The 12,786-nt window shown below is 64.6% G+C and carries 12 protein-coding genes; 11 read left to right on the top strand and 1 reads right to left on the bottom strand.

Annotation, left to right across the window (positions count from 1 at the left end; genetic code table 11):
• The first annotated feature begins 144 nt into the window (after positions 1-144).
• The 8 genes from speB to phoB all read left to right on the top strand — a co-directional run bounded on the left by speB (position 145) and on the right by phoB (position 8,422).
• Complete coding sequence (gene speB / locus IOC82_RS00790; RefSeq protein ID WP_290544263.1) at positions 145-1,092, top strand: agmatinase; 948 nt, start codon at positions 145-147, stop codon at positions 1,090-1,092.
• 92 nt (positions 1,093-1,184) lie between these two features.
• Positions 1,185-2,204 (top strand): ATP-binding protein, encoded by a 1,020-nt coding sequence (locus tag IOC82_RS00785; RefSeq protein WP_290544262.1) that lies wholly within the window; start codon positions 1,185-1,187, stop codon positions 2,202-2,204.
• Between the two features lie 169 nt (positions 2,205-2,373).
• A complete protein-coding gene (locus IOC82_RS00780) occupies positions 2,374-3,414 on the top strand; it encodes a PstS family phosphate ABC transporter substrate-binding protein (protein WP_290544261.1) in 1,041 nt (346 codons plus the stop codon).
• Between the two features lie 75 nt (positions 3,415-3,489).
• Positions 3,490-4,668: a phosphate ABC transporter permease subunit PstC gene (gene pstC, locus IOC82_RS00775; protein ID WP_290544260.1), complete on the top strand. Its 1,179-nt coding sequence runs from the start codon at positions 3,490-3,492 to the stop codon at positions 4,666-4,668.
• Positions 4,661-6,157: a phosphate ABC transporter permease PstA gene (pstA, locus tag IOC82_RS00770; protein WP_290544259.1), complete on the top strand. Its 1,497-nt coding sequence runs from the start codon at positions 4,661-4,663 to the stop codon at positions 6,155-6,157. The genes pstC and pstA overlap by 8 nt, the downstream gene beginning before the upstream one ends.
• An 11-nt stretch (positions 6,158-6,168) precedes the next feature.
• A complete protein-coding gene (pstB, locus tag IOC82_RS00765) occupies positions 6,169-6,990 on the top strand; it encodes a phosphate ABC transporter ATP-binding protein PstB (RefSeq protein ID WP_290544258.1) in 822 nt (273 codons plus the stop codon).
• Positions 6,991-7,001: 11 nt separating this feature from the next.
• Entirely contained in the window at positions 7,002-7,724 is a 723-nt protein-coding gene (gene phoU / locus IOC82_RS00760; RefSeq protein WP_290544257.1) for a phosphate signaling complex protein PhoU, read from the top strand.
• The gene (gene phoB, locus IOC82_RS00755) at positions 7,721-8,422 is read left to right on the top strand and encodes a phosphate regulon transcriptional regulator PhoB (protein ID WP_290544256.1); all 702 of its coding nucleotides are present in this window, start codon (positions 7,721-7,723) and stop codon (positions 8,420-8,422) included. The genes phoU and phoB overlap by 4 nt, the downstream gene beginning before the upstream one ends.
• 163 nt (positions 8,423-8,585) lie before the next feature.
• Here the strand turns inward: phoB and IOC82_RS00750 are convergent, their stop codons facing one another.
• Complete coding sequence (locus IOC82_RS00750; RefSeq protein WP_290544255.1) at positions 8,586-9,122, bottom strand: GcrA family cell cycle regulator; 537 nt, start codon at positions 9,120-9,122, stop codon at positions 8,586-8,588.
• A 429-nt stretch (positions 9,123-9,551) separates the two neighbouring features.
• Between IOC82_RS00750 and IOC82_RS00745 the strand changes: the two genes are divergently transcribed.
• The 3 genes from IOC82_RS00745 to IOC82_RS00735 are packed head-to-tail and all read left to right on the top strand — an operon-like array spanning position 9,552 to position 12,635.
• Positions 9,552-10,730: an aspartate aminotransferase family protein gene (locus tag IOC82_RS00745; protein ID WP_290544254.1), complete on the top strand. Its 1,179-nt coding sequence runs from the start codon at positions 9,552-9,554 to the stop codon at positions 10,728-10,730.
• Positions 10,731-10,755: 25 nt separating this feature from the next.
• Positions 10,756-11,685: an ornithine carbamoyltransferase gene (argF, locus tag IOC82_RS00740; RefSeq protein ID WP_290544253.1), complete on the top strand. Its 930-nt coding sequence runs from the start codon at positions 10,756-10,758 to the stop codon at positions 11,683-11,685.
• On the top strand, positions 11,682-12,635 hold the full coding sequence (locus IOC82_RS00735; protein WP_290544252.1) for an Hsp33 family molecular chaperone: 954 nt from the start codon (positions 11,682-11,684) through the stop codon (positions 12,633-12,635). The genes argF and IOC82_RS00735 overlap by 4 nt, the downstream gene beginning before the upstream one ends.
• Positions 12,636-12,786 lie beyond the last annotated feature (151 nt).

Below are 12,786 nucleotides of genomic sequence, written 5' to 3'. Positions count from 1 at the left end.
CTGCGGACACGTTACAAGCTCGCCCATCGAAAGCAAGATGAAGGGGGCAGGTACCGGCCTTCGCGCAAGGATGCCCTGCACCCGGCGCGTTCCTTTCCGCCCCGGGCCGCCCTATCATGGCCCGCGCAAGAATGTGGAGCCACCATGACTGACTTCAACCAGCCGCTCGGCGGCAATGACATGCCGCGCTTTGCCGGCCCCGCCACCATGATGCGGCTGCCCACGCAGCCGAATGCGAAGGGCCTCGATGTCTGCTTCGCCGGCGTGCCGATCGACATCGGGTCTTCGAACCGCTCCGGCACGCGCCATGGCCCCCGCCAGATACGCGCCGAGTCCTGCATGATCCGCCCCTACAACATGGCGACACGGGCCAGGCCCTTCGAGTCCTTCCAGGTGGCGGACATCGGCGACGTGGCGATCAACACCTTCGACTTGAAGAAGACGGTGGGCATCATCGAGAAGGCCTATGACGCGATTCTCGTCGAGAACTGCAAGCCGCTGACCCTGGGCGGCGACCACACGCTGACGCTTCCCATCCTGCGCGCCATAAGCAAGAAGCATGGGCCCGTGGCGCTGATCCATGTCGATGCCCATGCCGACATCAACGACGAAATGTTCGGCGAGAAGATCGCCCATGGCACGCCCTTCCGCCGCGCGGTGGAGGAGAATCTTCTTGCCTGCGACAAGTCCGTCCAGATCGGCCTGCGCGGTTCCGGCTATTCGCCGGACGATTTCGACTGGACCAGGAGCCGGGGCTTCACCGTGGTGACGGCGGAGGAGTGCTGGTACAAGTCACTGGCGCCGCTGATGGAGCAGGTGCGGGCCATGATCGGCAATCACCCGGTCTATCTCACTTATGACATCGACAGCCTGGACCCCGCTTTCGCGCCCGGCACGGGCACGGTGGAGGTGGGCGGCCTCTCGACCTGGCAGGCGCTCGAGATCATCCGCGGCTGCCGCGGCCTCAATCTCGTGGGCGGCGATCTCGTCGAAGTCTCGCCGCCGCTCGATCCCGCAGGCAATACCGCACTGATCGGCGCGAACTTCCTGTATGAAATGCTTTGCGTGCTGCCCGGCTGCCGGTACGGCTGAAGGGCTGGTCTCCTGGCAACCGATCTGCCATATGGGCTGCAATGCTGCGTTCATGCGGCTGTTTCCTTCCATTCCCCGGAGTGTTCAGGCCCATGCCCAACGCCGCGCCGCAGCCTGCCGATCTCGTCCACGCCATGCCGGATCCGGCCCTGGTGGTGGATGCGCAGGGCGTGGTGCGGCTGGCCAACGAACAGGCGGTGGAACTGCTTGAGGCCGATCCTGCGGGCCGCCACCTCTCCGCCACGCTGCGCGCCCCCGACGTGCTGGAGGCCGTCACCGCCACGGCCTCGGGTGCGGGCAGCGCCAGCGTCGACTATGAAATCCGCGTGCCCGTGCCGCGCGCCTTCCGCGCCCACGTCTCCTGCCTCGGCGACGGCAAGGGGGCCCTCATCACGCTGCGCGACCTGACGCGCGAGCAGCAGATCGAGCGCATGCGGGCCGACTTCGTGGCCAATGCCAGCCACGAGCTGAGAACGCCACTCACCGCGCTTTCGGGTTTCCTCGAAACCATCCAGGGCCCGGCGAAGTCCGATCCCAAGGCGCAGGACAAGTTCCTTGGACTGATGAAAAGCCAGGCGGAGCGCATGCGCCGGCTGATCGACGATCTTCTGTCGCTGTCGCGCATCGAGATGAACGAGCATGTCCGGCCCTCGGGCGAGGTGGACCTCAACCAGGTCTCCGCCCATGTACGCGACGTGCTCCTCGGCCTCGCAAGGGAGTTCGAGTGCAAGCTGACGCTCGAGAGCGATGGCCCGGTGGTGGTGACAGGCTCCCGCGACGAACTTGTGCAGGTGCTGCAGAACCTCGCCGAGAATGCGCTCAAATATGGAAGCACCGGCAAGCTGGTTGAGATTATCCTGCGCAGGAATGGCGAGTGGGCCGAGCTCAGCGTGCGTGATCATGGCCCCGGCATCGCCGAGCAGCACATTCCGCGCCTCACCGAACGCTTCTATCGCGTCAACGTCCAGGACAGCCGCTCGCGCGGCGGCACCGGGCTCGGCCTCGCCATCGTCAAACACATTATCAACCGCCACCGCGGCCGGCTGGTGATCACCTCCGAGCTGGGCAAGGGCAGCACCTTCATGATGCGGCTGCCGGTGAAGGCCACTTGACCGGCGTCATCCATGTCTTCTGTCCGTCACCCCGGCCTTTTCCGGAGTGATGGAAATAAATACAATAAAAACAAATAATTGTATCGTCACAATTTTGTAATCTATATGTCACATAAGCGTTTTGTGGCCTCCCTAGGGTCCGCTGGCCTTCAGACAGGAGAGACAAAACATGAAACGCATCTTCTTGACCGCCAGCCTCGTGGCGCTGACCGCCGTGCCGGCTTTTGCCGCGCGCGACCAGATCCGCATCGTGGGTTCTTCCACCGTTTATCCCTTCACCACCGCGGTCGCCGAGCAGTTCGGCAAGTCCTCCGGCATGAAGACCCCGGTGGTCGAGTCCACCGGCACCGGCGGCGGTCTCAAGCTGTTCTGCGCCGGCGTCGGCGAGGACACCCCCGACTTCGCCAATGCCTCCCGAAAGATCAAGAAGGGCGAGTTCGAGGCTTGCGCCAAGAATGGCGTGACCGAGATCGTCGAGATCGAGATCGGCTTCGACGGCTTGTCGATCGCCCAGGCCAAGAACGCGCCGGACGTGGCCCTCACCAAGCAGCAGGTCTTTCAGGCTCTTGCCAAGATGGTGCCGGACAAGGACGGCAAGCTGATCCCCAACCCGAACAAGACCTGGAAGGACGTCGATCCGTCGCTTCCCGGCGTGAAGATCGAGGTGCTGGGCCCGCCGCCCACCTCCGGCACGCGTGACAGCTTCGCCGAACTGGTGATGGAAGCGGGCGCCCTCAAGTTCCCGAGCCTCGCCGACCTCAAGAAGTCCGACGCCAAGGCCTTCGAGGCCGTGTGGAAGACCATCCGTGACGACGGCGCCTATGTGGAAGCCGGCGAGAACGACAACCTGATCGTCCAGAAGCTGCAGGCCAACCCCAATGCGCTGGGCATCTTCGGCTTCTCCTCCATCGAGCAGAATGCCAACACCATCAAGGACGTTCCCATCGATGGCGTGAAGGCGAGCTATGAGTCGATCGCCGACCGCTCCTATAAGGTGGCGCGTCCGCTCTTTATCTATGTCAAGAAGCAGCACATCGGCACGATCCCCGGCATGGCAGAGTTCATCGCCGAGTACACGTCCGAGAAGGCCATCGGCGAAGACGGCTACCTCGCCGAGAAGGGACTCGTGACGCTTCCGGGCGAGGATGCCGAGAAGACCCGTGCAGTTGCCAAGGACCTCGTGGTCCTCAAGTCGGAAGACGTCAAGTAACTGCATGACGACGGGATCGGGGGGACCGCGGATGAACCGGCCCCCTGGTCCTTATCTCTTTCCGAGGTGAAGCCGATGTTTCTCTGGACACTCCTGCTGGTCGTCCTGCTCGCTGCCGGAGCCTATATGGCGGGCCGGCAGCGAGCCATCGCGCTGCAGGGCGCCGCAGGCGTCAGGCTTCACTCGCTTCCCTCCTACCATGGCTATCTCCTCGCCGCTGCGGCACTGATCGGCGGACTCGCGCTGGCGATTGCCACGGCACTAGCCTTCGGTGTTCACTCGCCGCTCACGGCGGTGGCCGCCGTGATTGGCGCTGCAATCGCGGCCGTTCCGCTCTACGGCAAGGACACGCCTGATTTCCGAGCCCGCAACCTGTTCGAACGCGTGGTGCTGGTGGTCCTTGTGCTGTGCTCGGGGGTGGCCGTTCTCACCACCATCGGCATCGTCTTCTCCGTTGTCTGGGAAACGCTGATCTTCTTCCGCTCCGTCTCGCCCTTCGAGTTCCTCCTCAACACCAAGTGGGCGCCCACCGGAACACCGCCCTCTTTCGGCTTCCTGCCGCTGCTTGCGGGCACCTTCCTCGTCACCTTCATCGCCATCGTCGTGGCTGGTCCGTTGGGCCTGCTCTCGGCCATCTACATGGCGGAATACGCCACACCGCGCCTGCGCTCCGTCCTCAAGCCCGTACTGGAAATTCTCGCTGGCATCCCGACTGTGGTGTTGGGCTTTTTCGCGGCACTCGTGGTGGCGCCGCTCATCCGCAATGCCGGCATCTCAGTGGGGCTCGAAGTTGCCTCGGAGTCGGCGCTGGCCGCCGGCCTTGTCATGGGCATGATGATCGTTCCGCTGATCTCCTCCCTGTCGGACGACATCATCAACGCCGTGCCGCAGAGCCTCCGGGACGGGTCCTATGCGCTGGGCGCCACCAAGTCCGAGACCATCAAGCGCGTGGTCATTCCGGCAGCACTGCCGGGCATCGTCTCCGCCTTCATGCTGGCGATCTCGCGGGCCGTGGGCGAAACGATGATCGTGGTCATGGCGGCGGGCCTTGCCGCCAACCTCACGGCTAATCCGCTTGCCGCCGTCACCACCATCACGGTGCAGATCGCGACCCTGCTGGTTGGCGACCAGGAGTTCGACTCGCCCAAGACGCTCTCAGCCTTCGCGCTTGGATTCGTGCTGTTCTTCTTCACTCTCTTCCTCAATTACATCGCACTCCGCATCGTGCAGAAATACCGGGAACAGTATGACTGAGCTCCGCAGCGAGTTGATCGCGAAGCGCTACCGTGCCGAGCGGCGATTCCGCTTCTATGGCGCGACGGCTCTGGCGGTGACGGCGGCCTTCCTCGCCGTGCTGCTCGTCTCCATCGTCTGGCAGGGCCTTCCCGCCTTCCTGGAGAAGAAGATCCAGCTCGAGGTCACGGTCGACCCTGCCGCGGTCGACGCCGCCAATCCCGTGGCGGGCGACTATGACAAGCTGCTGCGCGAGGGGCTGAGGACGCTGTTCCCGGAGGCCAGCAGCCGCGTGCTGAGGAAGGCGCTGAACGGGCTCATCTCCACTGGCGGTTCCGACGACCTGCGCAGCAGGGTGGTGGCGGATCCCTCCCTCATCGGCAAGACCCTCACCGTTCCCGCGCTCCTTTCCGATGACGCCGACCTCTACCTCAAGGGCCAGCAGACAGGCGTCACCCGGGCGCCCGGCGCCAGCGCGATACAGATCGCGCCGCTCGAAGGCGAGGAGGGCTTCCTCATTACCGGCGACACGCCGGAGAAGTCGCCGGAAGCGTTACCCGGCCAGCTGGTGCAGGCGGGAGCCGTCAACCTCCGCATCACCGCCGCAAAGCCAGGCTATGTGACAGCCGAGGCGCTCACCCCCATGGAGCCCGCCATGCAGCAGTTGGCCGCGGGCCAGTGGCAGCTCGTGACACTCTCGGTGCCGGAGCAGGACCGCCGCATCAGCGACGTGCAGGCGCTGTGGCTCGAAAAGCTCAAGGCCGAAGGCCGCGTCGAGACGGGCTTCAACTGGCGCTTCTTCACGGCGGGCGACTCGCGCGAAGCGGAGCTTGCAGGCGTCCGCGGCGCGCTGGTGGGTTCGCTCCTGACGGTCGCCGTGGCGCTGGCCTTCGCCCTGCCTCTGGGGGTTGCCGCCGCCATTTATCTCGAGCAGTTCGCGCCCAAGAACCGCTTCACCGACCTGATCGAGGTGAACATCAACAACCTCGCCGCCGTGCCCTCCATCATCTTCGGTCTCTTAGGGCTCGCGGTGTTTCTCAATTTCTTCGGCCTGCCGCGATCGGCGCCGCTGGTTGGCGGCCTGGTTCTGGCGCTCCTCGTGCTGCCCACCATCATCATCGCCTCGCGCGCCGCGCTGAAGGCTGTGCCGCAGTCGATCACCGAGGCAGCCCTCGGCGTTGGCGCCTCGAAGCAGCAGGCGGTGTTCCAGCACGTGCTGCCTTTGGCGCTCCCCGGCATCATGACAGGCACCATCCTGGGCCTCGCCCGCGCCTTCGGCGAGACAGCGCCACTCCTGATGATCGGCATGGTCGCCTTCATCGCCGACATCCCCTCGGGCTTCACCAGTGCCGCCACCGCGCTCCCCGTTCAGGTGTTCCTGTGGTCGGACCTGCCGGAAGCGGCCTTCAAGTCCAAGACGGCGGCGGCCATCATCGTCCTGCTCGTCGTGCTGTTCGCCCTCAATGCCGCCGCCATCTATCTCCGCAAGCGCTTCGAGCGCCGCTGGTAAGGAAAAGAGTCATGAACGCCCCCGTCCCCCACCAGACACTCGTCACCCCGGAAAAGCCGAAGGCGCTCGCCAGTGGCCAGTTCAAGGTCACGGCGCGCGACGTCGACGTCTATTATGGCGACAAACAAGCCATCAAGAGCCTGTCGATCGACATTCCGGACCGTTCGGTTTCGGCTTTCATCGGCCCTTCGGGCTGCGGCAAGTCCACCTTCCTGCGCTGCATCAACCGCATGAACGACACCATCCCGGCATGCCGGGTGACGGGCGACATCACTGTCGACGGCAATGACATCTATGACCCCAACATCGATGTCGTCCAGCTGCGCGCCAAGGTGGGCATGGTGTTCCAGAAGCCCAATCCCTTCCCCAAGCCGATCTACGAGAATGTGGCCTACGGACCGCGCATTCATGGGCTTGCCAGGGACAAGACGGAGCTCGACCAGATCGTGGAGAAGAGTCTGCGCAAAGCCGGCCTGTGGGAAGAGGTGAAGGACCGCCTGCAGAATCCGGGCACCGGCCTCTCCGGCGGACAGCAGCAGCGCCTGTGCATCGCGCGCGCCATTGCGGTCAACCCCGAGGTGATCCTGATGGACGAGCCGTGCTCGGCCTTGGACCCCATCGCCACGGCCCGCATCGAGGAACTGATCGACGAGCTGCGCCAGAATTACTGCATCGTCATCGTCACCCATTCCATGCAGCAGGCAGCCCGCGTTTCGCAGCTCACCGCGTTCTTTCACTTGGGGACCCTGGTGGAATATGGCGACACCGACGAGATGTTCACCGCGCCGCAGGAAAAGCGCACCCAGGACTACATCACCGGCCGCTTCGGCTGAGGAGACAAGAGATGTCGGACCATATCGTGAAGGCCTATGACGAGGACCTCTCGCAGCTCAAGACGATGCTTGCCCAGATGGGCGGCCTCGTCGAACAGCAACTCGATGACGCGATCGATGCGCTCACCCGGCGCGACACGGCACTCGCCGACCGCGTGATCCAGAACGACGAGCGCGTCGACGTCCTCGAACACCAGATCGAGGAAAAGGCGATCCTGACCATCGCCCGGCGCCAGCCGGTGGCGCGCGACCTGCGCGAGATCATGGTGGCGATCCGCGTGGCCTCCGACCTCGAGCGCATCGGCGACCTCGCCAAGAACACGGCAAAGCGAACCCATGCCATGTCGGACCAGCTGCCGCGCAAGCTCATGGCCGGCGTCACCCGCATGGGCCGCCTCGCCCAGGTGGAGCTCAAGAACATCCTCGACGCCTATTCGCACACCGACGCCGGCATGGCGATGGAGGTCTGGCGCTCGGACGAGGAGCTGGACGCGCTCTACAACTCGATCTTCCGCGAGCTCTTGACCTACATGATGGAAGACCCGCGCAACATTTCTCTGTGCACGCATCTCCTGTTCGGCGCCAAGAACATGGAGCGCATCGGCGACCATGCGACCAACATCGCCGAGAACATCCACTATCTCGTTCACGGCAAACCGCTGGGCGAGGGCCGTCCGAAGAAGGACGTGACCGCCGCCATGCGCATCGACCTCGAAGGGTCCGACGGCAGATGAGCGCCTCCATCCTTGTTGTCGAAGACGAGGAACCGATTCAGATCCTCCTCAGCTACAATCTCGAATCGGAAGGCTACCGCGTGCGCCACACGGCGGAAGGCGAAGAGGTGGCGCGGCTCGTCGCCGGCGAACGGCCGGATCTCATCGTGCTGGACTGGATGCTGCCAGGAATTTCGGGGATCGAGGTCTGCCGCCTGCTGCGCGCCAAGCCCGAGACCCGCGACATTCCCATCATCATGCTCACCGCGCGCAGCGAGGAAGCCGAGCGCGTGCGAGGCCTCGCCACCGGCGCCGACGACTACATGGTGAAGCCCTTCTCGGTGCCGGAGCTGCTCGCCCGCATCCGCACCATCCTGCGCCGGTCGAACCCCGATGCGGTGGCCGACCAGCTGAAGGCCGGCGATCTCGCGCTCGACCGCAAGACCAGGCGCGTCACGCGGTCAACACGCGACGTCAATCTCTCGCCCACCGAGTTCAAGCTGCTCGAACACTTGATGCGCAACCCGGGCCGCGTCTATTCCCGCGCGCAGCTGCTCGACACGGTGTGGGGCCATGACGTCTATGTCGACGAGCGCACGGTCGACGTCCATGTCGGCCGTCTGAGAAAGTCGCTGAGCCGCGGCCGCGAGGCAGACCCGATCCGCACCGTGCGCGGCATGGGCTATTCATTTGATGAGCGGTTCGGGCGAACGACTTGAACCGGCCTTTCCCGCGCCGCGGAAGATGAGCGGGTCCAAGCGCAGCCGGGGTAGGCGAGGGGACGCGGTCTTTGAGGATCATGTAATCTACTTCCCCTCATCTCCCCGTTGCTTCGCAGCGGGTCCCTTCGTCTCCCGCCGAAGGGGCGGGAAAAGACTCCTTTCAGCCGTAGCTGGCCTTGCGGTTCCGGCGGTCCTGGATCGGCTGGTAGGCGAGCCTGGCGTGATACTCGCAGTAGGGCGAGCCCTCGCGGGGGCCGTGGCCGCAGAAGCAGAAGTCTTCCGAGCCCGGGTCGCCGATCGGCCATTTGCAGGTCTTGTCGGAGAGGTGGAGGATGGTGACGCGGCCGTCCTTCGGCAGGTCGACGAGGCGCAGCGGCTGCGGCTCGGGGATCGCCGCCGGGCGGATGTGGGTTTCGGCCCGCATCATCGGCTTCAGCGCCGCGGAGCCGGCGGTGGGCATGCTGGGCATGGAGCCGCCAGCGCGCGGCGCGAGGCTCGGCTCGCGCTGCTTCCGGGGCGCGCGCGGCGCCGTGACGCGCTGCTGTTGCACCCGGCCCGACAGGTTGAGGCGGTGCACCTTGCCGATCACGGCATTGCGGGTGACGCCATTGCCAAGCCGGCCGGCGATCTGGCTGGCGCTCAAACCCTCCGTCCAGAGCTTCTTCAAAAGCTCGACGCGCTCATCAGTCCAGGACAATTTCGCCCCTCCATGATTGACTTCATGCTGTTCCGGCAACGGAATCCCTCGTTCCTCGCCGGACCTGCTCCGTCCCGGCGTGTTCATTCGCCAAACTGACCGTTAGCCGCTACATGTCGTAGCTGATCGTGGCGACCCTACAATATGCGGTGACTCACTCGCAACCTTCTGCGCTGGAATCGGACCTGTTTTCCCCAGTTTCCGTGCCCCGCGCCTTGGTTAAACAAACCTTATCAGCGGCAGGAATCGGCTGTCCCTGCGCTGTTTTGACTCAGTGTGGACAACCGTGAATCACGCCCCGGACCGCGTGAATCATCCGGCCGCCCCTGCGTCATTGACCCCGCGCGGCCCTGGAATTATAAGCACTTCGCTGCGAGGCGCCCACCCAACACGGCGGGCGCCTTTTGATTTCAACAACAAGGTTCCGCCATGATCACGCCCGTTCTGCCCACCTATGCCCGCGCGAAGGTTGCCTTCGACAGGGGCGAGGGCGCGCGACTGTTCACACCGGAAGGTGAAGCCTATCTCGATTTTGGGTCTGGCGTCGCGGTCACCAGTTGCGGCCATCGCCACCCGCATCTGCTTCAGGCACTCATCGAACAGGCCAACAAGGTGTGGCACACCTCGAATGTCTATCAGATGCCGGGCCAGGAGAAGCTGGCGCGGCAGCTGATCGAAAACACCTTTGCCGACACCGTGTTCTTCACCAACTCCGGGGCTGAGGCTCTCGAGTGCTCGATCAAGATGGCGCGGAAGTATCATTCGGCCACAGGACATCCGGAACGCTATCGCCTCATCACATTCGAGGGCGCCTTTCATGGCCGGACGCTGGCCACCATCGCGGCGGGCGGCCAGGCCAAGTATCTCGAGGGCTTTGGACCCAAGGTCGATGGGTTCGACCAGGTTGCATTCGGTGATCACGACGCATTGAAGGCGGCCATCGGACCCGAGACGGCCGGCATTCTGATCGAGCCTGTTCAGGGTGAAGGCGGCATCCGCCCGGTGCCGCCGCAGTGCTTGAGGGGGCTGCGCGAACTCTGCGACGCCCATGGAATTCTGCTGGTGCTGGACGAGGTGCAGACGGGTGTTGGGCGTACCGGCAAGCTGTTTGCGCATGAATGGGCCGGTATCACGCCGGACATCATGGCGATCGCCAAGGGCATTGGTGGCGGCTTTCCGATCGGCGCGTGCCTCGCCACCGAAAGGGCGGCAGTCGGAATGACGGTGGGCACGCATGGCTCCACCTTCGCCGGCAATCCGTTGGGCACCGCCGTGGCCAGTGCGGTGCTCGACGTGATCCTCAAGAAAGGTTTCCTCGAGGACGTGCAGCAGCGCGCGCTCACGCTGAAGCAGAAACTGGCGGCACTCAAGGACAGCCACCCCACCATCATCGATGAGATCCGTGGGTCGGGCCTGATGATGGGCATCAAGTGCAAGGTCCCCAACACCGCACTGCAGGCGGCCGCTCTGGACCAGCATCTCCTTGTCCTCGGTGCGGGCGACAATGTTGTGCGGCTGCTGCCGCCGCTTATCGTCAGCGATCAAGACATCGCCGAGGCCGTGGACAAGCTCGACCGCGCCTGCAAGGCGCTCGAAGCCAAGGCCTGACTCCTTAATTCCCATGACGGTTCCCATGAGTATTCCGAAGCATTTTCTCGATATCTCCGATTTTGACGCCACGACGCTGAACGGCATCATCGCCAGGTCGCGCGCCATGAAGGATGCGCGCAAAGGCTGCCCGAAGGGCCTGCGCGAAACGGATGAGCCGCTGAAGGGCCGTATGCTGGCGCTGATCTTCGAACGGCCCTCCACGCGCACCCGCGTGTCCTTCGAGGTGGGCATGCGGCAGCTGGGCGGCGACACGCTGGTGCTGACAGGCAGCGAAATGCAGCTGGGCCGCGGCGAGACCATTGCCGACACGGCGCGCGTGCTGTCGCGCTATGTCGATGCCATCATGATCCGCGCGGCGGCGCATGAGACGGTGACGGAACTTGCCGCCGCAGCCAGCGTTCCGGTCATCAATGGCCTCACCAACCTCACCCATCCCTGCCAGGTCATGGCCGACGTGATGACACTGGAAGAGCATTTGGCCCCCTTGAAGGACCTGACCATCAGCTGGGTGGGCGATGGCAATAATGTCGCGGCCTCATGGGTGCAGGCCGTGGGCCGCCTCGGCGGGCGCCTCAGGATCGGCGCGCCGGCAGAGCTTGCCCCCGCCCGCGGGGTGATGGACTGGGCCAAAGCCGCCGGTGCGGACGTGTCGCTTACAACGTCGCCCGAAGAGGCGGTGGCGGGCGCCGACTGCGTCATCACAGACTGCTGGGTGTCCATGCACAACACGGACTCGGCCAGCCGCCACAACCTGTTGCGCCCCTATCAGGTGAATGCCAAGCTTATGCGCCTGGCCAAGCCCAACGCGAAGTTCATGCACTGCCTGCCCGCCCACCGCGGCGAGGAGGTGACGGACGAGGTGATCGACTCGCAGAATTCGCTGATCTTGGACGAGGCGGAGAACCGCCTCCATGTGCAGAAGGCCATCCTGCTGCACTGCCTGGGGGCATGATGGCCGATACGGCTGCGCTGACGGCCGGCGACCTGATTCTGCCTTTCGAGGTGAAACCCCTGGGCGTGCGCGGCCGGCTGGTGCGCCTCGGACCCGCGGTCGATGACATACTGCACCGCCACGCCTATCCTGCACCCGTCTCCGCACTGCTGGCCGAAGCTGTGGCGCTGGCGGCCATCCTCGGCGCCATGCTGAAGTTCGACGGCAAGTTCATCCTGCAGACCAAGACCGACGGCCCGGTGGACATGATCGTCGCCGACTATGTCGCCCCCGGAAAGATCAGGGGCTATGCCCGCTTTGATGCGGCGCGCGTGGCGGCGCCGAAGACCCCCACCCAGGCTGAGCTCCTCGGCACCGGCTATCTGGCCATGACGGTGGACCAGGGGCCGGACATGGAGCGCTACCAGGGCATCGTGCCGCTCGACGGCGCAGACCTGACCGCGGCCGCGCACAGCTATTTCGAGAAATCCGAACAGATCCCCACGAGGCTGCGCATGGCGGCCGGACCCTTGATCCAGCGCGGCAACAAGGGCGAGGCGTGGCGGGCCGGCGCCATCATGGTGCAGCACTTGCCGCGCGAAGGGGGCTCCAGCCCTCTCCCCACTCATTCCGGCGACGCGCCGGAGGGCACCGATGTTGCACCGCAAGAAAACGATGACTGGGTGAAGGCCCGCCTGCTGCTAGACACGGTGGAGGCGCATGAGCTCCTCGACCCGCAGCTCCCGGCGGAACAGTTGCTCTACCGTCTCTATCACGAAGACGGGGTAACGGCTTACCCAGCGACACATTTGGAGCGCTATTGCAGCTGCTCACAGGAGGGCATTGCCCGCATGCTCTCGCGCTTCCCGGCCGAGGACCGCGCCGACATGGTGACCGATGGCGAGATCGGCGTCACCTGCGAGTTCTGCTCCACCACCTACAAGGTGAAGCCCGAAGACCTCGCGTCCTGATCTCATGTCGCTTTTCGCCCGAAACCTGTCCAAATCGTTAGTAGTATTCCCCGCTGCCCTGTGCAACTTTGATTGACGGACGGAAATCCCCGTGACAGGTTTGCGTGGATAGGGCCTAAGGCCCCAAGGATAAAGATGAACGGACGTGGGA

The sequence above is a fragment of the Aestuariivirga sp. genome (genome assembly GCF_020252395.1).
Classification (GTDB): domain Bacteria; phylum Pseudomonadota; class Alphaproteobacteria; order Rhizobiales; family Aestuariivirgaceae; genus Aestuariivirga.
The sequence above is the reverse complement of the archived record's forward strand: the minus strand, read 5'-3'. Positions and strand labels throughout refer to the sequence as shown.